Origin of the sequence: Flavihumibacter sp. CACIAM 22H1 (assembly GCF_001601815.1) — a bacterium.
GTDB lineage: Bacteria > Bacteroidota > Bacteroidia > Chitinophagales > Chitinophagaceae > Flavihumibacter.
The window spans coordinates 14,071-40,857 of record NZ_LUKG01000015.1 but is presented as its reverse complement, the minus strand read 5'-3'; the positions used below and the strand labels follow the sequence as shown (position 1 = coordinate 40,857).

At 47.0% G+C, this 26,787-nt stretch carries 21 protein-coding genes and 1 tRNA gene; 20 read left to right on the top strand and 2 right to left on the bottom strand.

Features of this window, described 5'->3' with window-relative positions; all coding sequences use genetic code 11:
• The first annotated feature begins 6 nt into the window (after positions 1-6).
• The 5 genes from A1D16_RS06625 to A1D16_RS06605 all read left to right on the top strand — a co-directional run bounded on the left by A1D16_RS06625 (position 7) and on the right by A1D16_RS06605 (position 3,555).
• On the top strand, positions 7-393 hold the full coding sequence (locus A1D16_RS06625) for a rhodanese-like domain-containing protein (RefSeq protein ID WP_290708535.1): 387 nt from the start codon (positions 7-9) through the stop codon (positions 391-393).
• Complete coding sequence (locus A1D16_RS06620; protein ID WP_290708533.1) at positions 390-992, top strand: LysE family transporter; 603 nt, start codon at positions 390-392, stop codon at positions 990-992. The genes A1D16_RS06625 and A1D16_RS06620 overlap by 4 nt, the downstream gene beginning before the upstream one ends.
• Before the next feature lie 23 nt (positions 993-1,015).
• Positions 1,016-1,086, top strand: a tRNA-Cys gene (locus A1D16_RS06615).
• A 26-nt stretch (positions 1,087-1,112) separates the two neighbouring features.
• Positions 1,113-2,039 carry a family 2A encapsulin nanocompartment shell protein gene (locus A1D16_RS06610; RefSeq protein ID WP_290708531.1) on the top strand — a complete coding sequence of 309 codons (927 nt, stop codon included), beginning with the start codon at positions 1,113-1,115 and terminating at the stop codon, positions 2,037-2,039.
• Positions 2,023-3,555, top strand: coding sequence for a cysteine desulfurase (locus A1D16_RS06605; RefSeq protein WP_290708529.1), 1,533 nt, complete (start codon positions 2,023-2,025; stop codon positions 3,553-3,555). The genes A1D16_RS06610 and A1D16_RS06605 overlap by 17 nt, the downstream gene beginning before the upstream one ends.
• Here A1D16_RS06605 and A1D16_RS06600 read toward each other — a convergent pair.
• Positions 3,542-4,090, bottom strand: coding sequence for an alpha/beta hydrolase (locus A1D16_RS06600; RefSeq protein ID WP_290708527.1), 549 nt, complete (start codon positions 4,088-4,090; stop codon positions 3,542-3,544). The genes A1D16_RS06605 and A1D16_RS06600 overlap by 14 nt on opposite strands.
• Before the next feature lie 76 nt (positions 4,091-4,166).
• On the opposite strand from A1D16_RS06600, the gene A1D16_RS06595 reads away from it, so the two are divergent.
• Positions 4,167-5,378 carry a sterol desaturase family protein gene (locus A1D16_RS06595; protein ID WP_290708525.1) on the top strand — a complete coding sequence of 404 codons (1,212 nt, stop codon included), beginning with the start codon at positions 4,167-4,169 and terminating at the stop codon, positions 5,376-5,378.
• Between the two features lie 49 nt (positions 5,379-5,427).
• Here A1D16_RS06595 and A1D16_RS06590 read toward each other — a convergent pair whose 3' ends face one another.
• Positions 5,428-7,974 carry a TonB-dependent receptor gene (locus A1D16_RS06590; protein WP_290708523.1) on the bottom strand — a complete coding sequence of 849 codons (2,547 nt, stop codon included), beginning with the start codon at positions 7,972-7,974 and terminating at the stop codon, positions 5,428-5,430.
• 240 nt (positions 7,975-8,214) lie between these two features.
• Between A1D16_RS06590 and A1D16_RS06585 the strand changes: the two genes are divergently transcribed.
• The 14 genes from A1D16_RS06585 to A1D16_RS06520 form a co-directional block, all read left to right on the top strand.
• A complete protein-coding gene (locus A1D16_RS06585) occupies positions 8,215-9,333 on the top strand; it encodes a D-TA family PLP-dependent enzyme (protein WP_290708521.1) in 1,119 nt (372 codons plus the stop codon).
• A gap of 106 nt (positions 9,334-9,439) precedes the next feature.
• Positions 9,440-12,373, top strand: coding sequence for a PSD1 and planctomycete cytochrome C domain-containing protein (locus A1D16_RS06580; RefSeq protein WP_290708519.1), 2,934 nt, complete (start codon positions 9,440-9,442; stop codon positions 12,371-12,373).
• 1 nt (position 12,374) lies between these two features.
• Complete coding sequence (locus A1D16_RS06575) at positions 12,375-13,844, top strand: DUF1501 domain-containing protein (RefSeq protein WP_290708517.1); 1,470 nt, start codon at positions 12,375-12,377, stop codon at positions 13,842-13,844.
• Between the two features lie 12 nt (positions 13,845-13,856).
• A complete protein-coding gene (locus A1D16_RS06570; RefSeq protein WP_290708515.1) occupies positions 13,857-15,215 on the top strand; it encodes a c-type cytochrome domain-containing protein in 1,359 nt (452 codons plus the stop codon).
• Positions 15,216-15,286: 71 nt separating this feature from the next.
• Positions 15,287-16,264: a class II fructose-bisphosphate aldolase gene (locus A1D16_RS06565; RefSeq protein WP_290708514.1), complete on the top strand. Its 978-nt coding sequence runs from the start codon at positions 15,287-15,289 to the stop codon at positions 16,262-16,264.
• Entirely contained in the window at positions 16,261-17,130 is an 870-nt protein-coding gene (gene iolB, locus A1D16_RS06560; protein WP_290708512.1) for a 5-deoxy-glucuronate isomerase, read from the top strand. Before A1D16_RS06565 ends, iolB begins: the two co-directional genes overlap by 4 nt.
• Positions 17,131-17,142: 12 nt before the next feature.
• The gene (iolC, locus tag A1D16_RS06555) at positions 17,143-18,156 is read left to right on the top strand and encodes a 5-dehydro-2-deoxygluconokinase (RefSeq protein WP_290708510.1); all 1,014 of its coding nucleotides are present in this window, start codon (positions 17,143-17,145) and stop codon (positions 18,154-18,156) included.
• 20 nt (positions 18,157-18,176) lie between these two features.
• Positions 18,177-20,039: a 3D-(3,5/4)-trihydroxycyclohexane-1,2-dione acylhydrolase (decyclizing) gene (iolD, locus tag A1D16_RS06550; RefSeq protein ID WP_290708508.1), complete on the top strand. Its 1,863-nt coding sequence runs from the start codon at positions 18,177-18,179 to the stop codon at positions 20,037-20,039.
• A 19-nt stretch (positions 20,040-20,058) separates the two neighbouring features.
• Positions 20,059-21,633 (top strand): solute:sodium symporter family transporter, encoded by a 1,575-nt coding sequence (locus tag A1D16_RS06545; protein ID WP_290708507.1) that lies wholly within the window; start codon positions 20,059-20,061, stop codon positions 21,631-21,633.
• Between the two features lie 13 nt (positions 21,634-21,646).
• The gene (locus A1D16_RS06540; protein WP_290708506.1) at positions 21,647-23,119 is read left to right on the top strand and encodes a CoA-acylating methylmalonate-semialdehyde dehydrogenase; all 1,473 of its coding nucleotides are present in this window, start codon (positions 21,647-21,649) and stop codon (positions 23,117-23,119) included.
• A gap of 18 nt (positions 23,120-23,137) precedes the next feature.
• Positions 23,138-24,064 (top strand): TIM barrel protein, encoded by a 927-nt coding sequence (locus A1D16_RS06535; protein WP_290708505.1) that lies wholly within the window; start codon positions 23,138-23,140, stop codon positions 24,062-24,064.
• A gap of 28 nt (positions 24,065-24,092) precedes the next feature.
• Positions 24,093-25,112: an inositol 2-dehydrogenase gene (iolG, locus tag A1D16_RS06530; protein ID WP_290708504.1), complete on the top strand. Its 1,020-nt coding sequence runs from the start codon at positions 24,093-24,095 to the stop codon at positions 25,110-25,112.
• A gap of 24 nt (positions 25,113-25,136) precedes the next feature.
• Positions 25,137-26,156 (top strand): LacI family DNA-binding transcriptional regulator, encoded by a 1,020-nt coding sequence (locus A1D16_RS06525; protein WP_290708503.1) that lies wholly within the window; start codon positions 25,137-25,139, stop codon positions 26,154-26,156.
• A gap of 73 nt (positions 26,157-26,229) precedes the next feature.
• Positions 26,230-26,787: DUF481 domain-containing protein (locus tag A1D16_RS06520; RefSeq protein ID WP_290708502.1), on the top strand; the 558-nt coding region annotated here is incomplete at its 3' end.

Sequence of the window (26,787 nt, the reverse complement as noted above, 5' to 3'; positions counted from 1 at the left end):
CGTACTATGAAAAAAATACTAACACTCTGTTCAATGCTGGTATTTATTGGTTGCAGGCAGGTTGAAAAAAAGCCCCTGCAGTTGGCGCCAGCAGCATTTGAAAAGCAGGCTAAGGAGCCGCAGGTACAGCTGGTGGATCTGCGAACGCCGGAAGAATTTAAGACGGGGTATATCGAAGGGGCCTTGCTACTAAATTGGAAAGATTCGGTGGCTTTTAAAGCGGGTGCGCAGCAACTGCAACAAAATAAACCAGTATACCTGTATTGTAAATCGGGCGGCCGCAGTGCCAAAGCAGCCGACTGGTTCCTGAAACAGGGATTTAAAGAGGTGGTTGAACTGAAAGGAGGTATTGAAAGCTGGCGTTCATCCGGATTACCTATTCTGACAAAATGAATTTTATACTATCATTTTTCTGCAGTGTTGCGGGTTCGCTGACACCGGGTACCATCAATTTGTCGGTACTGCAGGCCGGATTGGAAGGTGCCGCTAGTAAAGGCCGGCGAATGGCCCTGGCAGCAGGCTTGGTGGAGTATTTTTATGCCGGGCTGGCCATTTATTTTGAAGCCTTGATCAACCGGCAAATCGGTTTATTCAGCTGGTTTAAACTATTGGCGGCTATTGTATTGCTGGTATTGGGATTGGCGGCTTTGTTGCCCGCAAAAAAAGCTGAAAAAACTGCAGTAGTTAAAACCGGGGGCTTTCGGAAAGGCCTGGTATTAGGATTTCTGAATCCCCTGGCAATGCCTTTCTGGATAGGGATAATTGCCTACCTGAAATCGATGGGTTGGATTCACCTGGATACCTGGATAGAGGTACAATTTTTTCTGATCGGTGTGTCATTGGGAGTTATCAGCCTTCTATTGGTGGTAGCGAACACCGCGGAACGAATTCAGCGGAAAGCCTGGCTTCAGTCTGACCGCCTCAGGTTATTTCCTTCCTGGCTGATGGTGTTGTTAGGATTAATCGGTATTCTTCATTTTTTGCTCAACTAAAACAGTAGAACACACATATGTAAAGCAACGTGGCCGAGTGGTTAGGTGGAGGTCTGCAAAACCTTTTACAGCGGTTCGAATCCGCTCGTTGCTTCCCTTTTTAATTGTAAAGTATAATTTATGTCAGCCACCGATCCCATTCTTCAACAAACTTCGTTAGGAGATGTTGCCGCCAGACAATTGGCAATTGCAACAAGAACCGTTCCCCAAATGATAACAATAAGTCCTCGTTGGTTAACCCAGTTACTACAATGGGTTCCCGTGGAATCTGGTGTATACCGACTCAATAAAGTGAAAGATGCCAACTCAGTTCGGGTTGATTGCTCTTCACGGGATGAACGGGTGCTTCCCCAGACTTTTGTTGATTATGTAGAGAATCCAAGAGAGTATAACCTTAGCGCTGTAACTACAGTTGTTGAGGTCCATACCAGAGTTTCTGATCTTTATAGTAAGCCTTATAATCAGATAGGGGAACAATTACGTCTAACGATTGAGACAATTAAAGAACGGCAGGAAAGTGAACTCATTAATAATAAAGAGTATGGTTTGCTGAATAGCGTAGCACCTTCGCAGATAATTTCTACGCGAACAGGAGCGCCTACTCCCGATGATTTGGATGAACTAATTACCAGGGTATGGAAAGAGCCGGGTTTTTTTCTTCTTCATCCTTTGGCAATTGCTGCATTTGGACGGGAATGTACGAGACGGGGTGTTCCACCTCCAACCATCCAGCTTTTTGGCTCTCCTTTTTTAACATGGCGTGGAATTCCTTTAATTCCGTCGGATAAATTACCCATAGTAAATGGTACGTCAAAAATCATTTTGATACGTACCGGGGAAAGCCGTCAGGGTGTGGTAGGCTTGTATCAGCCCGGTCTTCCAGGGGAACAATCACCCGGCTTAAGTGTACGGTTTATGGGTATTAATGACAGAGCCATTGCTTCTTATCTGATATCGCTTTACTGCTCACTTGCTGTATTGGTTGATGATGCAATTGCTGTACTAGATAATGTTGAAATAGGAAAATACCATGAATATAAACATTGATAACCTGCAAGCGGAAGAATTTCGCCTGCAACAACTGGCTAATTATTTATTTGGCCAATCAAGAGCCTCAGTGGGAACATCACCCAGTGGAATTCGCTTACCGGATACGGGTAATGTGGTTAACATGAAAGCACCTCAAACAGCTTTACCCGATCCGCATTTTCCGTCTGGAGGCAGTGGAGCAACTGATCTTGCTAAACTTAGTACGTTAAGTCAGTTGCCCATATTTGATTATATGCAATATCACCAGGACTATTATTTTTTAAAGGACCGACCTGTTGCGCAGCTTCCGGAAATGGGAAATTTTCCCGTTGACGTTCTAAGAAAAGAATTTCCGATTTTACAGGAATATGTAAACGGAAGACCCCTGGTTTGGCTGGATAATGCAGCTACTACCCAAAAGCCGAGTTGTGTAATTGAAAGGATTAGTCAGTTTTACAGAAAGGAAAACTCCAATATTCATCGTGCCGCCCATCAGCTCGCCGCAAGGGCAACGGATGCCTATGAATCTGCAAGGGAATCTGTTCGTTCCTTTATAAATGCCGGATCATCAAATGAAATTGTTTTTGTTCGTGGAACTACAGAGGGCATCAATCTGGTAGCATATACACTTGGTGCAGGTTATCTTAAAAGTGGAGACCAGGTATTGATCAGTAACCTTGAGCATCATGCAAATATTGTTCCATGGCAACAACTCAGGGAACGAATCGGCATTGAGTTGGTGGTGATTCCGGTGGATGATTCTGGGCAAATAGATATGGAGGCCTATAAAAATTTGCTCACTTCGAAAGTAAAGCTTGTTAGTTTTGTTCAGGTTAGCAATGCTTTGGGTACTATTACACCTGCAAAAAAGATGATTCAATGGGCTCATGCAGCTGGTGCAAAAGTGTTGTTGGATGGTGCGCAGTCGGTATCACATATGCCAATAGATTTGCAGGAATTGAAGCCTGATTTTTTTGTTTTCTCCGGGCATAAAGTATTTGGTCCAACAGGGATCGGGGTATTGTATATCCAAAATGATACTCTAGACGAATTACCTGCCTGGCAGGGGGGAGGTAACATGATCCGGGATGTACGTTTTGATAATACAACCTATCAGAATGGACATGCCCGATTTGAGGCTGGTACCGGAAATATTGCAGATGCTGTAGGGCTTGGTGCGGCGCTCGAATTTTTGCGTACTATTGGAATGCATTCCATTGCAGCTTATGAACATCAACTGTTGCTCTACGCCACAGAAAAGTTGAAACAGGTGCCTGGGTTAGAAATAATTGGAAAAGCTGCAGATAAAGCCAGCGTACTTTCTTTCACACTTGCAGATTTCAGCAATGAATCAGTTGGCAAACACCTTGATGAGCATGGAATTGCAGTAAGAACCGGGCACCATTGCGCACAACCTATTCTTCGACGTTTTGGACAGGAAACAACTGTACGTCCATCGCTTGCTTTTTACAATACAAAGGAGGAAATTGATTGGCTGCAGGATGCGCTTTTTAAACTGATCAGCCAGCGCTGATCAGTTCTGGTTTTTTTAATTCCTGCAACAGGTTCCATCCCTCTTCCCAATAACCTATGCCGGATAATGCATTAATATGTCCTTTGTTTCCAACGCTGATGAATCGGCTGCCCCAATAAGCTGCCCAGGTGGCTGTTCTTTCGATTGCTACGTAGGGGTCATTAGTACTTGCCACCACAAACCCTCTTACCTGAATAGTGGATTTGGGAATAGGTGCGAAGGAGGACACAGCTTTTAAAGCCGTACATTCTACATCAGCAGGAGCTACCAGTAAAACGGCTCTTATCAATGGATTTTTAAATTCTTCCAGCCAATGACGAATGGTAATAGCTCCAAGACTATGCCCAATAAGTATCATGGGCTCTTTAACAGTTGCAATTGCTGCTTGAAGATTATGTACCCATTTTTCTTTGGTCGCGGAATTCCAGTTGTCTTGTTGAACTCTAATAAAATCAGTTGGATAGGTTTCTTCCCATTTTGTTTGCCAGTGCTCTGGCCCTGAGTTGTAAAGGCCGGGTACATTAATATATTTCATGGAATTGTTTTATCAAAGATAATAAGTCTACTTATTAAGTAGACTAAATAAATTAAAAAAAGAATAAATAAAATTCATGGATCTTATTGCTTTAGCTATTCCAATATTTGGAGCATTTATTATAATCGAAGGCTGGTATTTAAAAAAGCAATCTGCTGGCATAAAACCAGCATTTGAAGAGGCTGTTGCAAATGTCAATGTGGGCATCGCAGAACGGTTTTTTGATATCTGCACCACGGGTTTGTTCCATGGCCTGTTTGTATGGTTATATGAAAATTTTGCCTTGTTTACAATTACGTCTACCTGGTATTGGTGGATTGGTTTATTACTGCTTACCGATTTGCTGTGGTACTGGTATCATCGGTTAGGCCATACTGTTAACATTTTCTGGGCAGCGCATGTTGTACATCACCAGAGTGATGAATTTAACTTTTCAGTAGCCGCCAGGATTACTGTATTGCAGGCGGGTTTTCGCTCTATATTCTGGTCTTTTTTGCCGGTACTGGGCTTTCCTCCGGAGATGGTAACAACAATTCTTCTGGTGCACGGTGCTTATCCGTTTTTTACGCATACGGAAACGATCGGCAACTTAGGTTGGTTGGAACATATATTGGTAACGCCTTCCCATCACCGGGTACACCACAGCAGCAATCCCTGTTACCTTGATAAAAATTACAGTGATATTTTCATCATCTGGGATAAACTGTTTGGCACGTTTGCAAAAGAAGGAGAGAAGCCGGTTTATGGCTTAACAAAACCGTTGAATAGCCACAGTTTTTTATGGCAACATTTTCATTATTTTCTGGAAATTGCGTTGGCCTGGAAACGAGCAAACAATGGCCGTGAAAAAATACGAATACTATTTGGTACGCCAGCCATGCTTGATCCTGTAAACAGGACAATATTGGAAAGACGTTTATTAAAAAGGAACCAACAATTCAAGGCTTCTTATTTTTTAAAAAGATATGTAGTTTTTCAAACACTTGTATCAGTATTGCTCGTTTTCATATTAGCCGGATTTCACCGCCATTTTAACCACCTTAGTTTTTGGTTTGCAGGGATAGCACTATTGGTAAGTTTGATTATATCCGGAGCAATACTTGAGAAGAAGACCTGGATTTTTCATCTGGAAGCTGTACGAATTGTTATACTTGCAGGTTGGCTGTTTTTTATTTACAACTCGTTCTTAGTTTTTCTTTTACTTATTGGAAATTGCTTTCTCCTTATCCGCTTTTATGGTACGCTGCAAGAGCAATATGAACGATTGCTGTTTCATAAGAGGAAATAAAAAAACTACCGGTAGCACCGGTAGTTTTTTTGTTTAAAGAATAAATTTTTTACAGGTTATAACGCAGCGTTATTCCATAGGTGCGCTGGTCGCCCAATACTGCGGCATACTGTCCGGCATTTCCGGCGGCAGGTAGTAGTTGCTCAAAGTAATTTTTATTCAGCAGGTTACGTCCCCAGAGGAATACACTGATGCCTTCTTTTGAACGAAAGCCCACCCGGCCATTGAACAGTGCATAACCCGGTACATTCAGGTATTTGGAAGGAGAGGGACTGGAAGAAAATCCGGATCTGAAATAATTATCCAGGGCCAGGAAATAGCGACCTTCCTTGGTAAAGGCCTTTTTCAGTTTTGACTGAATTTCTCCCCCGATAGAACCCGCCCATTTGGAAATGCCCGGCAGGTCTCCTTTTGATACGTCTTTAAACGAAGTGCTTGCGCCTGTTTCTTCAAGGGGTACCGGGGCATTGGTGAAAGAAAGGTATTTTCCTTCAGTATATGCCAGGTTACCGTATAACGTAATATGATCGTTTATTTTATAATTGGCATCTGACTCAATGCCTTTTACCCGAACTTTTTCCGCATTGGCCAGGTAACCCCGGTTTACGCCCACTTCGGCTGTTTGAACCTGGGTTTGGTAGTCTTTTATGTCGGTTTGGTGAAGTACCAGGTTAAAAATGAAGTTTCTGCTGGGAGTGGTTTTAACGCCGATTTCATAATGGGTAACCCCTTCTGGTTTGATACGTGCCAGGTCTGTCAGTACTTCGCCGTTAGCCGTGGGTAATCCTCCCAGGTTTACGCCAACGGGTTTATAACTGAGTGAATAGGTGGCAAAGGCATTAATATCCTTCCGTACCTTATACGAAACCGTTAGTTGCCCCGAAAAATTACTTTCGTCTACATCGGCACTAAATGCCTGGTCGGTGTAAACTGCTCTTTTAAGAGCCAGCAGCGCCGGGTCTTCAGTTTGCAGTCCTCCGTAGGTCTTCCGGTCAAAATCTACCTGCTTCTTGTCATAGTTATAACGGATACCTGGTAATACATGCAGTTTATCAGTGATTGCCCAGTCTAACTGGCCAAAGACGGCTGCGCCAAAGGTTTTCAGCCTTGATTTGGTACGGATACCATACCCTTCAAACAGGCCCGGTGTTTCCCATAAGGAACTGGTGCTGCTTTTCGAAAAACGCCACTGAGCAGCGCCTGATTCTTCAATATGATAAGGATCTGTTTTAAGATCCTGCCCAATCAGGAAGACCCCTGCAACCCCGCTAAGCCGGCTTGAAAAATCACCTGCATACCTGATCTCCTGCGTCCATTGCTGGTGTTTGGAAGTGGCCTGCGATAAGGTTAATACAGGCAGGCCTGTAAAGTCGCGGTCGTTGGAGGGATCCCAGTTCCAGTACCTCCAGGCCGTAGTAGAGGTAAGGGTACCCCCGCCAATTTTGGCATCAATATTTACGGAAGCGCCGCCCAGTTGGTTGCCTGATTTCCAGGTGGTATTGTGATCAATTTTGCGATCAAAGGGATTCCGCGATGGTAATTGGTAACCCAGGTCTGCAATAATGGAGTCAAACTGGCGGTATCCTGGCCGTTGGGTTTGTACTACCCCGGCAATAACCTGGGCGTAGCCGTCTGGCTTTTGATCGGTTATGTCCCCTATAAATGTTATTTTAACTTTATCGGTAGGGGTGTAAAGCAATTGTCCGCGTACGCCTATATTATTCAGATCATTCACTGATTTTCCGGTTGCCACATTCTCCAGTAAACCATTCCGCTGTGTTCCGGAAAAGGAAATACGACCAGCTAGCTTTTTTGTAATACCCCCGGTAATGGACGCTTTTGCCTGTACAAAACCGTAATTGCCATAACTCACCTCAAAGTTGGCGCCTGGCTTAAACTTGGGTGCCCGGGTGGTAATGTTAAAGGCACCGGCGGTGGTGTTTTTGCCAAACAGGGTTCCCTGTGGGCCTCTCAGTACTTCCACCTGTTCAATATCAATGAAATCAAGGGTGGTGGCTGCCGGGCGGGCATAATACACACCGTCTACATAAAAACCTACGCCCGGATCAATACCATCGTTGGTTAATCCAAAGGTGGAGCCAATACCCCGGATATTTAAGGTGGTGTTCCGCGGGTTAGATGAATATAACTGTACCGTCGGAACCAACTCCTTAAGGCGATTTACGTTGAAGGCACCGGCATCCTCTACCTGTGCTCCTCCCAATACCGAAATAGGAATGGGTACATCCTGCGCCGTTTCTACCCGGCGACGTGAGGTAATAACCACCTCGGATAACTGCGTGCTTTCAACCAGTATGATCGTTAAGACCGAATCTCTTAACTGGGTTAGTTCAATTTCACTCGGTGTGTAACCGGCAGAACTGATCTGCAAGGTGAAGGGAAGATTCCTGGGGGTGGTTAACTGAAATTTTCCTTTGGAATCCGCCACAGTGCTTCCCACACTGCCTTTTACCTTAATGGTGGCAGCTTCCACTGCCTGTCCTTTATCGTCCTTAATAAAACCAGTTAGGCTGGTTTGCGCCTGGCTGATACCAGCCAGCAATACAAAAACTACAATTGGAATAATACGCTTCATATCAGTGGTTTGCGATGGTTTATGGGTGACATACTTTTCCCCTTTTGATAATGTATAATAAATACACTATCAATTAGATAGACTAATATATCTGGTTTGGAATTATAATGTCTATAAAACCTATAGACAATACAAAACTAATCATAAATTTTATTCTACCAAATTTGTAGACTTAATTTTTTCTGGATTTCGACGAATGAGGTTCCGCAGCAATAGACCCATGATGTAACTTAGGCTGGTATGAAAAATTCCCCCGACTGGTTTGTATTTGAAGGAATGGACTTGCTGGATACCCCGGCGCTGCTGGTTTACCCCCAACGGGTTCAGCAAAATATTGACACAGCCCTGGCCCTGGTAGGCAGGCCCGAACGGCTCCGTCCCCATGTCAAAACCCATAAATCGGCCGACTTAACCCGGTTGCTGCTGGCGTCGGGGATCCGGCAGTTTAAATGCTCCACCATTGCCGAAGCAGAAATGCTGGCCCAAGAAGGCGCACCGGATGTATTACTGGCCTATCAGCCCGTGGGGCCTAAAACAGATCGCCTGCTGCAACTCCTTGAAAATTATCCGGCCACGGAATTTTCCTGCCTGGTTGATAACCGGGAGGCTGCCGGGGCACTGCTTCAGCAGGCCAGGGAACGCGGCATTTCGCTCGGTGTGTACCTCGATCTGGATGTAGGCATGCACAGAACCGGGATTCGACCCGACCAGGAAGCACTGGAATTTTACCTGGAACTGTACCAGCAACCAGGGCTGGCCCTAAAGGGCTTGCATGCCTATGACGGGCATATTGCGGATGCCGACCCCATCCTGCGGCAACAACGGGTGGAAGCTGCTTTTGCCCCGGTATTGGCAATGCGTGAAACCCTGCTGGCAAGGGGTTGCGCGGCGGTAGAGATAATTGCCGGCGGAATGCCCAGTTTTCCCTTCCTGGCTAAACATCCAGCGCTGGTTTGCAGTCCGGGTACTTTTGTGTACTGGGATGCATCTTATTCTACAAAATTGGCGGATACTCCTTTTGTACCGGCAGCACTGGTACTAAGCCGCGTAGTATCTAAACCCGCCCCCAACCGGGTTACCCTGGATCTGGGGCATAAATCTATTGCCTCCGAAAACGGGTTGGATAAACGGGTAGAATGGTTAAATGCAGCCGGCTTATTACCCGCCGGGCATAGTGAGGAGCATTTCTTCTTTACCGGCGAAGCCTGTGCATCACTGCAGATCGCCGACCTCTTGGTAGGACTTCCTTATCATATTTGTCCAACAGTAGCCTTGTATGAAAAAGCCATTACTATTATTGATCAGCAAGTGGCAGGAAGCTGGGAAACAACGGCCAGGGCCAGGACGCTGAGGGTATAATCGCGGAAATTTTACAACAGAATGCGCAAAAGGACCGCATTCCTGACGCTGGGCATTTCCTCTCTGGGAATATAGCATTAAATTAGAGACCTAATGAATTGCAGTCATGAGCCTACGCATTTTGCCAGCTAAAATGGGGGTTGTTTTTGGGTCTCTGGTGTTGGGCTTGTTTGTATTCAGCCGATGCGGAACCGACAGCCTAGCCGACCTGCCCGATACGGTCGATTTTAATTACCATGTACGTCCGATACTGGTACAGAAATGTTATCTCTGCCATGGGCCGGATGAAAGCAGCCGGAAAGCAAATCTTCGACTCGATACGTATGAAGGCGCTACCGCTTTATTAAAAGATGGCGGAAAAGCCATTGATCCCGGTCATGCCGCTTCGTCTTTACTGGTGGAGCGCATCTATCATAAGGACCCGGACATGGTAATGCCTACTCCCGAATCCAATCTCCGGCTTACGGAACGGGAAATGGCCTTGTTGGAAAAATGGATCGACCAGGGCGCTAAATACGATCCGCACTGGGCATTTCTTCCGCCGGTTGCCACCCCCGAACTGGCCGGGTTTAACGGTAATACCATCGATTATTTTATCAATAAAGAATTAGAACGGGAAAAGCTACCTGCAGCGCCCAAAGCATCCAGGGAATCATTGCTTCGCAGAGCCGCATTTTTATTAACGGGATTGCCTCCCACGCAGGAAGAACAGGCGGCTTTTTTGGCAGCTACCAACGATGATGCCTACCCGAAAATGGTAGATGCTTACCTGGCTTCTCCGCGTTTTGGAGAACGCTGGGCCCGGCATTGGATGGATATTGCGCGCTATGCAGAAACCCGCGGGCATGAATTCGATTATACCATCCAGGGAGCCTGGCGCTACCGCGATTACCTGGTACGTGCTTTTAACCAGGATATACCCTATGATCAGTTGTTGAAAGAACAGCTGGCAGGCGACTTGCTGCCTGAGCCAAGAAAAGGACCGGGTAACCAGAACGAATCAATAGTAGGTACGGTTTTTCTTACGATGACGGAAGGCACCCATAGCCCGGTGGATATCCGAAAGGATGAAGCCGACCGGATCGATAATATGATTGATGTTACCGGGAAGGCATTTTTAGGACTCACCATCAGTTGTGCCCGCTGCCATGATCATAAATTTGATCCTATCAGTGCCAAAGATTATTATTCCTTTTATGGCGTAATGGAAGGTACCCGTTTTGCGCACCATGCAGTGAACCAGGAAGCCAAAAAAGCAGCCCTCGACCGGTTGGTACAGGTGCAGGACAGTATTCGGCAATGGGCCCTTGTTCAATTAAAACAGCAGCCCGCCTATTCGGAAATTATACCTGCAAAAACGAACACTGATCCGGTTGCGGGAGAGGAGGGAACCCTGGTATTAGGTGATTTTTCCCGCGCTGACCTGGATGGCTGGAAATCAGATGGACAGGCCTTCGGACAAAGCACTACCCTCGGTGATCCGGTTTTTTCAGCGGCTAAAAAATGGATCGGTATCCGGGAAGGTATGGCCAGCAGCAGGAAAATTGCAGTGGGTTTATATGGGGCATTGCGCTCGCCGGATTTTATAGTGTCTACCAATTTTATTCAGGTGGAAGCGGCAGGGCGGCAGAGCTCCATCCGGATTGTGATTGATAATTTCCAACTGATCCAACAGCCGATTTACGGCAACCTGGAACAACAGGTAAGCTCAACCGATTTTACGCCTTACTTATTTGATGTGTCGGCTTGGAAGGGGCATAAAGCCTATATCGAAGTGCTGCCGGGTACCTATGAAAACCATGTATTTATCCAGCGCCCTGATTCGTATGTTGATCTGCGTTATGCTATTGCATTTAATACAACCAAAACGGTTCCTGAAAAGAACCGTCGTATTGTGCAGGAACTGAATAAACGGATCAAAAGCCAATTGGGTAGTACACCCAATGCCCGGCTAAGCCAGTTGCTGGATGAAGAACTGGCCCTGCGCGCACAAGTAAAGGATTCCATCCAGTTTATATATGGGGTGACAGATGGTTTCGGCAAAAACAGCCCGGTATTTGTTCGGGGAAATCACCTCGATTTATCCAAAGAGCCGGCAACCCGGCAATTTCTTCCCGCTGTTTCAAAAACAAATGTCCGGCTTGATGTGCCGGGAAGCGGCCGTCTTGAACTGGCCAATGCCATACTGGAAAAAAACAATCCCCTTGCTGCACGGGTAATGGTGAACCGGATCTGGCACTATTTATTTGGAAAAGGCATCGTTGAAACTGTCGATAATTTCGGTCTGCAGGGCAAACTTCCCACTCACCCGGCCCTGCTCGATCACCTGGCTCTTGAGTTTCAGAAAAACGGCTATTCAATCAAATACATGGTTCGGAAAATAATGCTGTCGGAAACTTTTCAGCGGGCGGTAAAACCGGAAGCAGCTGCCCGTGAGAAAGATCCTTCTAATACCTGGTTATCGCATTTTCCCCTGCTTCGCCTGGAAGGAGAAGCAATACGCGATGCCCTGCTGGCGGTTTCGGGCCGGCTCGATACTACCATGTACGGGCCACCGGTATTGCAACATATTACCTCCTTTATGAATGGCCGCGGTAAGCCGGCGCAATCTGGTCCGTTGGACGGCGCAGGAAGGCGTTCTATTTACCTGGAAGTACGTCGGAATTTTCTCGACCCGATGTTGTCTAGTTTTGATCGTCCATTGCCGTTTACCAGTTTTGGTAAAAGAGATGTAACCAATGTGCCCTCCCAATCGCTGATCTTACTAAACGATCCCTTTGTGGTGCAGGAGGCAGCCCGTTTGCAGGCAAGAATGCAGAAAGCTATGCCTGGTTCTGCTGCCGAAAAAATACAATGGCTTTATACGACCTGTTTTGCCCGGGCTGCAACCACCGATGAAGTGGAAAAAGGAACAGCCTTTGTGAACCAGCTAACTACTACGTACAAACGAACAAGTGTTTCGGGTAATGCGGTTGCACTGGCCTGGAAAGATTATATACATTCTCTTTTTAACCTGAAAGAATTTATCTACCTCAATTGATATGAGTAAACAACCCGTACATCCGGTACATCGTCCGCTTTCCCGCCGGGAAATGCTGGGAATCTGCAAATGCGGTTTTGGCTCCCTGGCAATGGTTAGTTTGTTTGGTAGTTTGCTTCCGTCCTGCGCTGGCGTAGCGGATGGAAAAGACCAACTTCTGCGAGAATTGGGCGGCGGCGCTATTCCGCCTGGATTTGTACCCAAAGCCAAAAACATTATTTTCCTGTATATGGACGGCGGGGTATCTCAGGTAGATTCCTTTGATCCAAAGCCAAGGCTGGCCCGGGAAAATGGCGAAGACCCGGCCAGGAAATTTAAAATGGATGCTACCCAGTTTGGGGATGTCGGAAAGATTCTGAAAAGCCCCTGGGAATTTCATCGCTATGGCGAATCGGGCATGGAGATCAGTACACTTTTTCCGCATATTGCCAGTTGTGCAGATGACCTGGCTTTAATCCGTTCAATGGTATCTAATTTTCCGGAACATACCAATGCCAATTATTTTCTTCACACAGGCAGTGGTTTACAAGGGCGGCCGAGTATGGGCGCCTGGGTAAATTATGGGTTGGGCAGCGAAAACAGTAACCTGCCCGGTTACGTAGTGCTGGACGGTGGACTGATTCCGCCCGGTGGACTGGATAATTTCAAAAATGGGTTTTTGCCGGCAGCTTACCAGGCTTCCCTGTTAAGAGCTGGCGCCGAACCACTGGCCAATATTCGTCCCGCTGATTCCCTCGCCGGCATCCAGGAAGAGAAACTGGCTTTTTTGCGAGAGCGCGATGGTCATTTGCTGAAAACCCTGGATGGGGCCGATGCAATCGAAGCGGCTATCTCCAATTACGAACTGGCCTATAAAATGCAGTCCTCTATTCCTGAATTAACGGAATTTAAAACGGAATCAGAAGCCACGAAAAAATTATACGGATTGGATTCCTCCGATCCCAACACCCGCAATTATGCAGCCCAGTGTTTACTGGCCCGCAGGTTAGTAGAAAGAGGGGTTCGTTTTATTGAACTGACCTGCCCCGATATTGGCGGCGGTGCCGATCGGTGGGACCAGCATTCCAACCTGAAAGCGGGGCATGAAAGAAATGCCCATGCCGTGGACCAGCCCATTGCCGGTTTATTGAAAGACCTGAAAATGCGTGGTCTGCTGGATGAAACCCTGGTGGTTTGGTCGGGTGAATTCGGACGTACTCCCTTTGCCCAGGGTACTGATGGGCGTGATCATAATCCCTCGGCCTTCAGTATGTGGATGGCTGGCGCCGGCATAAAAGGCGGCACCATTTACGGCGCTACCGATGATTATGGATACCGGGTAGTAGATAAGCCGGTTACTATACATGACCTGCATGCTACCATGCTGCACCTGATGGGAATGGATCATAAACAACTGACCTTCCGGTTTGGCGGACGGGATTTTCGCCTGACCGACGTACATGGAAATGTAGTGAAAGAAATTCTGGCCTGATAATTTTATGGAATGCAACTAAACCCCGAGCTCTCTTTATTTATAGGGCGATTTCATCCCTTATTCGTACACCTTCCGATTGGATTACTGACCTTTGCGCTGGTGCTGCAACTGGTACAATGGAAGCGGCCTGCTGACCGAATTCAGGGAATAGCTTCCCTGCTCTGGCTGCTGGCTGCCCTTAGTGGAGGCCTTTCTGTGCTGACCGGCTGGTTGCTTTCGGATGGCGGCGATTACGAACCAACAACCCTGCGAAACCATAAGCTCGGTGGTATTGCCGTAGCCCTGCTTTCATTCCTGGTTTTTCTCAGTTTTCAAGGGCGAAAAAAAACCGGTGTGTATGCCGGAATCCCATTTCGGTTACTGCTGATAGTTAGTGCCGTGGCAGCAATGGTACTGACCGGGCATTGGGGTGGGTCCCTGACGCATGGAGCAAGCTATTTAACTGAATACGCTCCCTTGGGAAAAAAAGATACCGGTAGCCAGGCAGCTACGGTAAACCAGGTGGTTCGCAGCCTGGATTCGGCCTATCTTTTTGAAGATGCCGTGGTGCCGATTCTGCAGGCCAAATGTGTAAGCTGCCATAATGCAGAAAAGAAAAAAGGCGATTACCTGCTTACCAGCCATGCTGCAATTTTAGCAGGTGGAAAAACCGGCACAGGGGTAGTGCCGGGCAACCTGGCCACCAGTGAGTTGTACCGGCGCATCAGCTTGCCGAAAGAGCATAAGGAATTTATGCCTACCGATGGTAAAACGCCGCTGTCCGAAGAACAGAAAGCTATTCTCGAATGGTGGATAGAAACGGGTGCTCACCAGCAACAGCGGATCAGTGCACTGGCACCCGGCCCTCGGATAAAAGAGCAGTTAACCAGCTTTTTTCAACTCGATCGGGAATCGGTTGCCGGCTATGCAGCTGCTCCGGCAGACCCTGCAGCAATCCGGAAATTGCTGGAAAAAGGGTTCCAGGTAAACCTGCTCACTAAAACTGCGCATTTGCTGGAAGTGAAATTCAATGGCAATGGAAATGAACACCCCGACCTCGGAGCTTTAGCCGGTATACAAGACCAGTTGGTATGGCTGCAACTCGAAAACTGCCAGTTGAAAGATGCCTCGCTGCCTGTTTTGGCAGCGCTGCCCAATTTGTATAAACTGAATATAAACCGGAACCCGGTAACCGACCAGGGTATTGCTGCACTCGATGCGCTGAAAAAACTGGAATACCTGAACTTGTATGGAACGGCTATTACACCCGCAGCACTTCCTATACTGGAAAAAATGCCGGCCCTTAAAAAGATCTATCTCTGGGATACCAAAATTAACCCGGCATTGCTCGACAGTAACGCGCTGCGTAGTCCAAAATTAATTTTGTAGTTCCTTCTATAAACACTAATTTAACGTTTTACTAAAACGATTTAGTAACCTGTTTTATACAACGATTGTTTATGCTGGTTTCGCCCCGCCTTTTGTACAAGCATTGTTATGGCCGTTATGCTATCCCGGCTGTGAATGTGTTTACCATGGAACAGGTGCTGGCCTTATTTGCCGCAGCGCAGGAAGCTGCAGCCCCCATCCTGGTACAGCTTACCCCCGCCGCAAGAAACTACGCAAGTCCATTAATGTTGCAGGCGATGCTCCAGGGAGCGGCCAAACTGTATCCCGAGGTACTCTATGCCATTCACCTGGATCATGGCAATGAAGCACATGCATTGGCGGCAATAGAGCAGGGATATACTTCTGTAATGATAGACGCCTCGCACGACCCCTTTGACATAAATTGTGAACGCACCAGATCGGTGGTGGAAAAAGCGCATCCGCATGGAATTGTGGTAGAGGCGGAACTGGGCGTATTAAGTGGAGTGGAAGACGATCTGTCGGTGGAAGAAAAAGATGCGCTTTATACCAATCCGGAGCAGGCAGCGCTTTTTGTTGCCCGAACCGGATGTGATTCCCTGGCCATTGCCGTGGGTACCAGCCACGGTGCCTACAAATTCAGTGGTGGTAAAGGCATCCAGTTTTCCATACTCGAAAAAATTCAGGCAGCTTTACCAGGTTTCCCCCTGGTATTGCACGGCAGTTCCTGCGTGGACCCGGCAGTAGTAGCGGCGATCAATGCCCACGGCGGAAAATTAAAGCCCGATGCATCGGGGGTACGGGATGAAGAATTGCAGAAAGCGATCCGCCTGGGTATCTGCAAAGTGAATATTGCAACCGACCTCCGGCTGCTCTGGACCCGCGATCACCGGCAATTTTTCAGCAACCAGCCCGATTTAATTGATCCGGTAGTTCCGGGCAAAATATACATGCAATCGTACCGCGAATTTATGCTGAACAGGTTTGCGGTAATGGGTGCCGCCGGGCAATCGAAGGAGTTGCAGCCCCTCGTAACTGATTTACAACAGGTAATAATAGGAGCCGAATGAATAATTTATTAGTACATCCAAGGCAGGATGCGACCGTTTACCAGCGCATAACCGCTGCTGATGCCGGCTGGACCCACCTCAATATGGAAGCGCGCCTGCTGAAAGCAGGAGAGCAATGGACGGGCTATACCGGGGAATTTGAATACGGGTTTATCCTGTTAAGCGGTAATTATACCGCTACAACCAGCAAAGGAAACTGGAGCACGGTGCATGGCCGGAAAAATGTTTTCAGCGGTATTGCACATAGTTTGTACCTGCCCCGCCATACCGAATTTACCATTACTGCCACCAGTGAGCAACTAGACCTGGCGGCAGGCTGGGTGCTGGCCAAGGAAGATTTCCCCGCCCGCTTTAAAACACCGGAAGAAGCGGCAATAGAGATCAGGGGAGGAGAAAATGCTACCCGCCAGATAAACAGTTTAATTGAACCGGGTTTCGGTTGTTCCAGCCTGGTAGCAGTGGAAGTATATACGCCTTCCGGCAACTGGAGTTCCTTCCCGGCCCATAAACACGATGAACGCATTGTAGACGAAAACGGGGTTTTGAAGGAAGCCAACCTGGAAGAAATTTATTTTTATAAAATTGATAAACCCGGAGGTTTTGCGTTGCAGCAGGTGTACACCTCCGACCGCTCACTCGACGAAATTCTTCGGGCGGGCAACAATGATGCGGTGCTGGTTCCCAGGGGCTATCACCCGGTAGTTGCCCTGCACGGTTACCATTGTTATTACCTCAATTTCCTGGCAGGCAGTGATCAGTCGCTCGCCAATACCCCCGACCCCGACCATAGCTGGTTATTCGATACCTGGAAATTCCGGGATCCCCGGATACCGATGGTTACTGCCACCATGAATCATCAACTTTAGTAATTGCCGAATATGAAAAAACTGGATTTGCTCACCATCGGACGATCTTCTATTGACCTGTATTCGCAGGATATAGGGGCCGATTTTATAGACATCAGGGGCTTCAACGCGTTTGTGGGCGGTTCTCCGCTCAATATTGCCGTATGTGCAGGAAGGCTGGGCCTGAAAGTAGCCTTATTAACCGGTGTAGGAGAAGATAAAACCGGTGATTTTATCCTGAATTTTTTGAAGAAAGAAAATATCGTAACCGAGTATATTCCGCGTATTCCCGGAGCCCGCACCAGTGCAGTAATCCTGGGCATAGAACCACCCGATCGTTTTCCCCTGGTTTTTTACCGCGATAACTGCGCGGATATACAGGTATCGATGGATCATGTAGCGGCTGCCGATATTGGCCAGTTTAGCGTAGTTCAGGTTTCGGGGAATGCCATGAGTAAAGAGCCATCGCGCAGCGCAATATTTTATGCGGTTGAACAAGGATACGATAAGGGTGTTCCGGTAATCCTCGACATCGACTTCCGGGCCGATCAGTGGTCGGATATCCGGTCGTTCGGGCTGATGATCCGGGCTATTCTGCCGAAAGTCAGGATTGCTATCGGTACCGAAGAAGAAGTACTGGCCGCCACATTACAGGATATCAGTGATGTAGTGATCGAACACCAGCAGATATCGGCGCCTAAAGTAAAGGGCAACCTTGAAAACTCCGTTAAACAGATCCTGGCAGCCGGTGTAAAAGTATTGATTGTAAAAAAAGGCGCTAAAGGCGTTACCATCTATAGGGCTGAACAGGAACCGCAGGATGTTCCGGGTTACCCGGTAGAAGTGCTGAATGTGCTGGGTGCCGGCGATGCGTTTGCAGGTGGATTTATTTATGGATTTGTGCAGGGATGGAGTATACCCAAAGCCTGCCGCCTGGGAAATGCCTGTGGTGCACTGGTAGTGCAACGGCCCGGCTGTGCCAATGATATGCCCCGCCTGGCAGAAGTACTGCAACTGATGGAAGAAAGAGGCGGATTAACTGATTAAACCTATTAATTGCTCCTGATATGGCAAGAAAAACTAAACGATTAACCACGGCGCAGGCCACGATCTTATTCCTGCAAAATCAATTCGTGGAAAGAGATGGAAAAGAAACGGCTTTCTTTGGCGGCTGTTTCGGAATATTTGGGCATGGCAATGTGGCCGGCATCGGGCAGGCTTTGTTACAATACCCGTCTTTCCCCTATTTCCAGAGCAGGAATGAGCAGGCGATGGTGCATACCGCCGTTGCTTATGCAAAGATGAAGAACAGGCTGGGTGCCTTGGTGTGTACCACTTCTATTGGTCCGGGTGCTACCAATATGGTTACCGGTGCAGCAACGGCTACCATTAACCGAATTCCGGTATTGCTGTTGCCCGGCGATATTTTTGCTAAACGAGACGTGGCGCCCGTACTGCAGCAACTGGAAGCCAGTTATAGCCAGGATATTTCCGTAAATGATTGCTTCAAACCAGTTTCTAAATATTGGGATCGGATCAATCGTCCGGAGCAATTGCTCACCAGTTTGCCCGAAGCAATGCGGGTACTTACATCACCTGCTGAAACCGGCGCTGTTACCCTCTGTATGCCGCAGGATGTACAGGCGGAAGCATTTGATTTTCCGGTGGAGTTTTTTGCAAAAAGAGTTTGGCCGGTGCAGCGTAACCGCCCCGACCAGCGTGCCCTGGCAAAAGCGGTAGACGCTATCAGAGCCGCCCGAAAACCTGTTATTATAGCCGGCGGCGGCGTTTTGTACAGCGAAGCCAGCAAAGAACTAACGGAACTGATTAACCGAACCGGCATTCCTGTAATGGAAACTTTTGCCGGTAAAGGTTCAGTTCATTATAAAGAACCGCTAAATCTGGGTGCCTGCGGTGTTACCGGAACCCCGGGTGCCATTACCGCAGCTGCGGAAGCAGACCTGGTGATCGGCATCGGTACCCGCTACAGCGATTTTACCACGATTTCGGAATCAGCTTTCCAGCATCCGGAAGTTCGGTTCATTAATATTAACGTAGCAGAATTTGATGCATTTAAACACGCCGCTATTCCGCTGGTAGGTGATGCAAAAATTATTCTGCAGGAATTATTGCCTTTGCTGAAACGGTATAAAGTATCGGATGCATACAGGACCAAACAGGAAAGAGCTGCCCGGCAATGGGATAAAGTAGTGAGTGCAGTGTATAACCTAGAACACCCGGTACCCATCAGCCAGGGCGAAGTAATTGGCGCAGTAAATACCCTTTCTGCGGACAAAGATATTGTAGTATGTGCCGCAGGCAGTTTGCCAGGTGATTTGCATAAGCTCTGGAGAACCAGGAACCCCAAGGGCTTTCATCTCGAATACGGTTATTCCTGTATGGGGTATGAAATTGCGGGCGGCCTTGGTATTAAAATGGCCGATCCCTCGCGGGAGGTATATGTGATGGTAGGAGACGGCAGTTACCTCATGATGAGCCAGGAAATTATTACCGCTGTACAGGAAGATGTAAAGCTCATAATTGTATTACTCAATAACAATGGCTATGCCAGTATCGGCGGCCTGTCTGAGTCGCTCGGCACCAAGGGCTTTGGTACACGTTATGAATACCGGAATAAAAAAACCGGCCAGTTAAACGGGGGCATTCTGCCGGTAGACCTGGCCGCTAATGCAGCCAGTATGGGGGCAACAGTACTGAAGGCAGAAACCGCAGCGGAGCTGAAAGCGGCCCTGGTACAGGCAAAAAAGAATAAAAATACCACCGTGGTGTACATTGAAACCGATCGGGAACAACGGGTCGGTGGTTATGCCTGGTGGGAAGTGCCGGTAGCAGAAGTGTCGACCCATGCACAGGTTAAAACAGCATACGAGAAACTGAAGAAAAACAAAGCCAGGCAACGTACTTATTAACTCCCTATAAACCCAACGAATGAATCTTGCCATTGTAACGTTTGCTTTATTTACGCTGTTTGTCGGCCTCTATTGCTGGTACAAAATGCGTAACTCAACATTTGAGACAGCCTCCAGTTATTTTTTGGGAGGAAGATCCCTCGGTGCCTGGTTGATTGCCATCTCCATGCTGCTCACCAATATTTCTACCGAACACCTGATCGGGATGAATGGATCAGCGTATAAAAACGGATTTATAGTAATGGCCTGGGAAGTTACCAGCGCAATTGCCCTGGTAATTGGGGCCGTGTATTTTATTCCCCGGTATTTGAAAATGGGTTTAACTACCATTCCGCAATACCTTGAACTGCGCTTTGATAAATCAACCCATACCATCGTTAACCTATTACTGATATTTTCATTTATCATAACCCTGTTGCCAATTGTGTTGTACACCGGGGCTATCAATTTTGAAACCCTGTTTGATATATCCGCCAAGTTTGGTATTACCAGGGAACAATCTATCTGGTGGATCATTGTATTAACCGGCATCCTCGGATCTATCTATGCTATTTTCGGTGGACTGAAAGCAATTGCCTATTCAGACCTGATTTATGGAATTGGTCTTTTTATTGGCGGATTAGCCGTGCCGTTTTTTGCATTGTACGATATCGGTAATACGGATATTGCAGCAGGCTTACAGAAAGTTTATGAGAACGCGCCGGAAAAATTCAATTCAATCGGTGCATCTGATTCGGTATTGCCCTTCGGTACCCTGTTTACAGGCTTGGTGATTAACCAGATTTATTTCTGGTGTATGAACCAGGTAATTGTACAACGGGCATTGGGGGCGGCCAACCTTAAAGAAGCACAGAAAGGATTTCTGATCATGGGTTTGTTCAAGATACTGATGCCGCTGATTATAGTACTGCCCGGTGTTATTGGTTTTTATTATTTCAGTGATTCGCTCTATGCCAACCAGGATACTATTTACCCGGAGCTGGTGAAAAAAGTATTGCCGGTTGGATTGATCGGGATTTTTGCGGCCATTGTAATGGGAACCGTTTTGAGTACCGTAAATGCCGTGCTGAACAGTGCGGTAACCCTCTTTACGCTGGGCGTTTACAAACGCCAGCTCAAACCCGATGCCGATGAGAAAAAATTGGTTAAAACAGGTAAGTGGGCCTCGATTTTCCTGGCCGTTTTTGCCATTTGCGTGGCACCAATGGTGGCGAAAGCACCCCAGGGACTTTACCAGTTATTACAGGAACTGAATGGCATCTTTTTTATTCCTATAGCCTCGGTATTATTGGGTGGTTTTTTTATTCCATCTATTTCTGCCGCAGGTGCAAAAGTGGCCATTTTTACCGGGCTTGCTTTTTACCTGCTTACCACATTTATCCTGAAAGTGGATATTCATTTCATTCATGTATGGGGAATTGAATTTGTATTGAACATCCTGGTAATGCTGCTCATTTCAAAGTTTTACCCCAATACCAATCCGTATAAGCCGGTGCATACAGGTGAAGTAGATATCGAGCCCTGGAAATACACCAAACCGGTAGCCGTTTTCCTGGTATTGACCACTATTCTAGTCTATTATTTATTAAGCTGATAAACGAGTTTATATGAATGTTCTTCAAAACTATATCAATGGCAAATGGGTGCCGAGTAAATGCAGTGAAACAAGAGATGTGTTAAACCCGGCTACGCAGGAAGTACTGGCCAAAGTTCCGTATGGCGCAGCCACGGCAAAAGACCTGGACCTGGCAGTTGACGCAGCACAAACTGCTTACCTGGGTTGGAAAGGGGTTTCTGTACTGAAACGGATTCAACCTCTCTTCAAACTAAAGCAATTACTGGAAGCAAACAAGGAAGAGATAACCCGGCTGATAACCCTTGAATGCGGTAAAACACTGGCTGAATCAGCCGGTGAAATACAGCGGGCCATCGAAAATGTAGAAGTTGCCTGCGGCGCTCCGATGCTGCTGCAAAGTGAATTCCTGGAGAATGTGGCTACCGGCATTGATGAGTTTATGATCCGTCAGCCATTGGGGGTAACAGCTTGTATTGCACCGTTTAATTTCCCGGCAATGATCAGCTTCTGGTTTCTTCCGTATGCTATTGCAACAGGAAACAGTATGATCATTAAACCGTCGGAAAAAGTGCCGCTGACCATGATGAAGATATTTGAGTTGATAGACCAGTTGGATCTGCCGCCCGGTTTGCTGAACATGGTACACGGGGGCAAGGAAACGGTTGATGCACTGCTCGATCATCCATTGGTGAAATCGATCAGCTTCGTGGGCAGTACACCCGTGGCCCGGTATATATATTCACGCGGTACCGCCAATGGTAAAAGAGTACAGGCTCAGGGGGGTGCAAAAAACCCGGTGGTTGTATTGCCGGATGCCGATATTGAAATTACATCCCAGATCATTACCGATAGCGTATACGGCTGTGCCGGGCAGCGTTGCCTGGCTGCTTCCGTAGTAATTACAGTCGAGAACGATGCGCAAATCAAGGAAGCCCTGTACGAGTCTGCCCAGAAAAGATCGGTAGGTTACGGACTGGATAGCTCTGTGGAAATGGGGCCGGTTATCAGCCCCGAAAGTAAATCACGTATCGAAACCCTGATTGGGAAAGGGCTGGATGAAGGCGGTAAAGTACTACTGGATGGGAGAAATAAAGCCGTTTCAGGTTTTGAAAAAGGGAATTTTATCCGGCCTACCATCCTGGAAGGATTGCCCCTGGATGGCGAATTGATCAAGACAGAGATTTTCGGACCCGTTATGACCCTGGTACATATGAAAAATGTAGACGATGCCATTGAGTTTATTAACCGGGGTACCTACGGCAATATGGCCTGCCTGTTTACCAGTAATGGAAACAGTGCCCGTAAATTCAGAAGCGAAGCAATGGCGGGCAATATCGGCATCAATATCGGTATTGCCGCACCAATGGCACAGTTTCCTTTCAGTGGCTGGAAAGACAGCTTTTTTGGTGACCTGCATGGACAAGGCAAACATGCCATCGAATTTTTTACACAAACAAAAGTGGTCGTGGAAAGATGGCCCAAAGAATGGAGCCGTAAATTTTAACGCATAAGCAGTAGTGTTATGAACCAAACAACAAACGATACCACCATAAAAATTGCCAATGCTCCCTGCAGTTGGGGAGTACTTGAATTTGAACTGGAAGGCGATAAAAAGGGCTATGAAGAAGTGCTCAACGAAATGAAAGCAGCCGGTTATGCCGGTACTGAATTGGGCGATTGGGGATTCATGCCTACCGACCCGGCAGCATTGCGCAGCGCTTTGCAAACAAGAAACCTGGAATTACTGGGCGCTTTTGTTCCGGTTGCATTGGTAAAAGATGAAGCGCTTGAAGAAGGAATAGAGCGGGCGCTACGTACAGCCGGCCTCCTGCATGCGGCCGGTTACCCGGGTGCTTTTATTGTATTGGCAGATGAAAATGGATCGGTTCCGGAAAGAACCCGGAAAGCCGGGCGGGTAGGGGCGGCAGACCTGCTCGACCAGGTTGCATATAAGCGGATTGCCACCAATGCCACCCGTCTTGCCCTGGCAGTAAAGGAAAAATTTGGCATGCGCACCGTATTCCATCACCACGGTGCGGGTTATGTGGAAACTCCCCAGGAAATTGACTGGTTGCTGGAAGGAAGCGATCCCGGATTACTGGGCCTCTGTTTTGATACCGGGCATTATATGCTGGGTGGGGGTACCGACCCGGTTGGTTTTATGAAAAAACATTTTGAACGGATCTGGCATGTTCATTTCAAAGATTTTGATCCGGCAGTACGCGACCAGGCAACCCGGGAAAACTGGGATTATTTCCAGTCGGTTCAAAATGGTGTTTTCTGTGAGCTCGGAAAAGGAGCCGTTCCTTTCGATGCCGTTAAAACCCTGTTGCAGGAAGAAGGGTATAAAGACTGGATTGTAGTAGAACAGGACGTATTACCCGGTATGGGCAATCCTTTTCAATGTGCACAAAAGAACCGGCAATTTTTGGCTTCTATTCAACTTTAATTAAACGCAAACCAACCAATAGATCGGTATGAAAAAGTTATCCCTTGTTTTAATAGGAATGGGCCGGATTGGCCGTATTCATCTCAATAATATTTTACGCCAGTTTCCGGAAGTTACTATTTCGGGCGTGGCCGATAAAGATTACCCGGCAGATAAATTTGCACAGGAGTACGGCGCTATTCCCTTTTCACAGGATGCAGAAGAACTGATTGCGCAACCCGGCGTGGATGCCGTGCTGATCTGCACACCTACCAGTACGCATGCTGCCATGATAAGACTGGCCTTAAAATATGAGAAGCATATTTTCTGCGAAAAGCCCGTGGATCTTTCGCTGGAAACAACCAAGGAACTGGTTGACCAGGTAACAGCCGCCGGTATAAAATTGATGCTTGGCTTCAACAGGCGTTTCGATCCTGATTTCCTGCATGCCCACCGCCAACTTACGAATGGTCGTATCGGAGAAGTACAAATCGTAAAAATTACCAGCCGTGATCCGGGATTACCACCGATTGATTATATCAAAAACTCCGGTGGACTTTTTATGGATATGGTTATTCATGATTTTGATATGGCCCGCTACCTGATGGGAAAAGAAGTGCGGGAAGTGTATGCGCAGGGCAGGGTATTGGTAGATCCGAAAGTAGGGGAGGCAGGGGATATTGATACCGCATTAACCACCCTTATTTTTGAAGACGATTCCTATGCGGTTATTGATAACAGCCGGGAAGCAATTTACGGGTATGATCAACGCCTGGAAATTTTTGGGAATAAAGGAATGCTACAGGTCGAGAATAATCTTCATAATAAAAATATCGTGTACGATCAGGCAGGTATACACCATTCACAACCCCTTGATTTCTTTATGGATCGCTATGCGGCTTCTTACCTGAATGAGATGAAGTTTTTTATAAATGCCCTGCTGAATGGGCAGCCTATACCGGTAAGCGGACAGGATGGACTGGAAGCCGTAGTAATTGCAACGGCTGCAAAATGGTCGGTAGAGAAAAAAAGACCGGTTAGCATCGCAGAAGTAAAAGCAATTTTGTAACTATGCCGCATTAGCTTTTCCACTATGGCCAAAAAAGTGTCGATCAAAGATATTGCCTCGGCAGCCGGGGTTTCTGCCACTACCGTTTCCATTGTATTAAATGGGCGGGCAAGGGAAATGAAAATCAGTGAGGCCATGGCAAAAAAAGTGGAAAAGCTGGCGGAAAAACTAAACTATCGCCCCAATCTTTTTGCCAAAGGATTAAGGACGGGTAAAACCCATACCATTGGCCTGATTGTGGATGATATTTCGAATTATTTTTTCGGGCACCTGGCAAAAGTGGTGGAAGAAGAGGCCGATAAAAAAGGATATACCGTCATGTTTTGCAGCAGCGAAAACAATGAGGGAAAATCGAGGAATATCCTGAACATGCTGGTGGATAAACACATGGATGGATATATCATTGCCCCCACCACCTTTATGTTGCCTGAACTGGAAAAGCTGATTGCGGAAAAGCGGCCAACGGTTTTGATTGACCGCTATTTCCCATCACTCAACTCAAATTTTGTAACCGTCGATAATTTTACCGGCAGCCTGGAAGCCATCAATCACCTGGCCTCGAAGGCCGTAAAAAAAATTGCCCTTGTCACTAACGATACCGATCAGTTACAAATGCAACAGCGGATCGACGGGTATGTATCGGGATTGAAAAAGAATAAACTTCCGCTGGATCCATCCCTGGTTAAAAAAATCCCTTTCGGCCGGCCGGAAGCAAAACAGGTTAAAGACCTGGTGCAGTTTTTTTCCAGGATGAAAGGAAAATTTGACGCTGTTTTTTTTACTTCCAATAACCTGGGGGTGGCAGGTCTGGAAGCTTTTAATCTACTTGGCTTAACAGTACCCGACCAGGTTTCCGTACTTTGTTTTGATGACAATGATTTGTTTCGCCTGGGCAAACCCGGCATTACGGTAATGAGCCAGCCGATTAAACAGATGGCCAAAAAAGCCGTGGAGGTACTGGTGAAACAAATTGAGCAGGCCGATAGCCCTCTTTCACACGTGGTACTGCATACGCAATTAATAGAACGAGCCTCTGTTCAATAAACCGGTTAGTTGCTTGCAGGCGGGTTGAAGCTAGGCAATAAGGCTTATTTTTGCCGCAAACAATCAATCCGGCATGATAAAGTGGATAGGCGTAGTTTTTATTGTTCTTAGTTCTCTTCAACAGGTTTTTGCTCAGCCAATCGATTCAGTTTACAGTAAGGAGCCAGATACTACTATTTACCGGGTAGGCTTTACGGGCACGGGTAATATTAATAAAACCGCTGCCAATGGTACGTCCTATATTTTTAATAATGCGGTGCGGTTTTCTATTGAAAAAAAAGTGCTGACGGTAAATGCTTTTGCCAACTGGATTTATGGAGAAAGTCCACAACGGAAAACCAATAATGACTACCTGTTTATAGTAGATGCAGACCTGTTTAAAAATACCCGTAAACTTTATTACTGGGGACTGGCCGGTTATGAAAAAAGCCTGTCGCTGAAAATTTTTGACCGGTACCAGTTAGGTGGGGGATTGGGCTATACCATTGTAAACAATAAGCGGCTGAACCTGGTTGTTTCCGATGGATTGCTGTACGAGAAATCGGCATTGCGGGAGATGGATAAATACGGCCGGACCAGCTATGAAACCGTCCGAAATTCATTCCGCCTGAAAAACCGGTTTAAACTACAT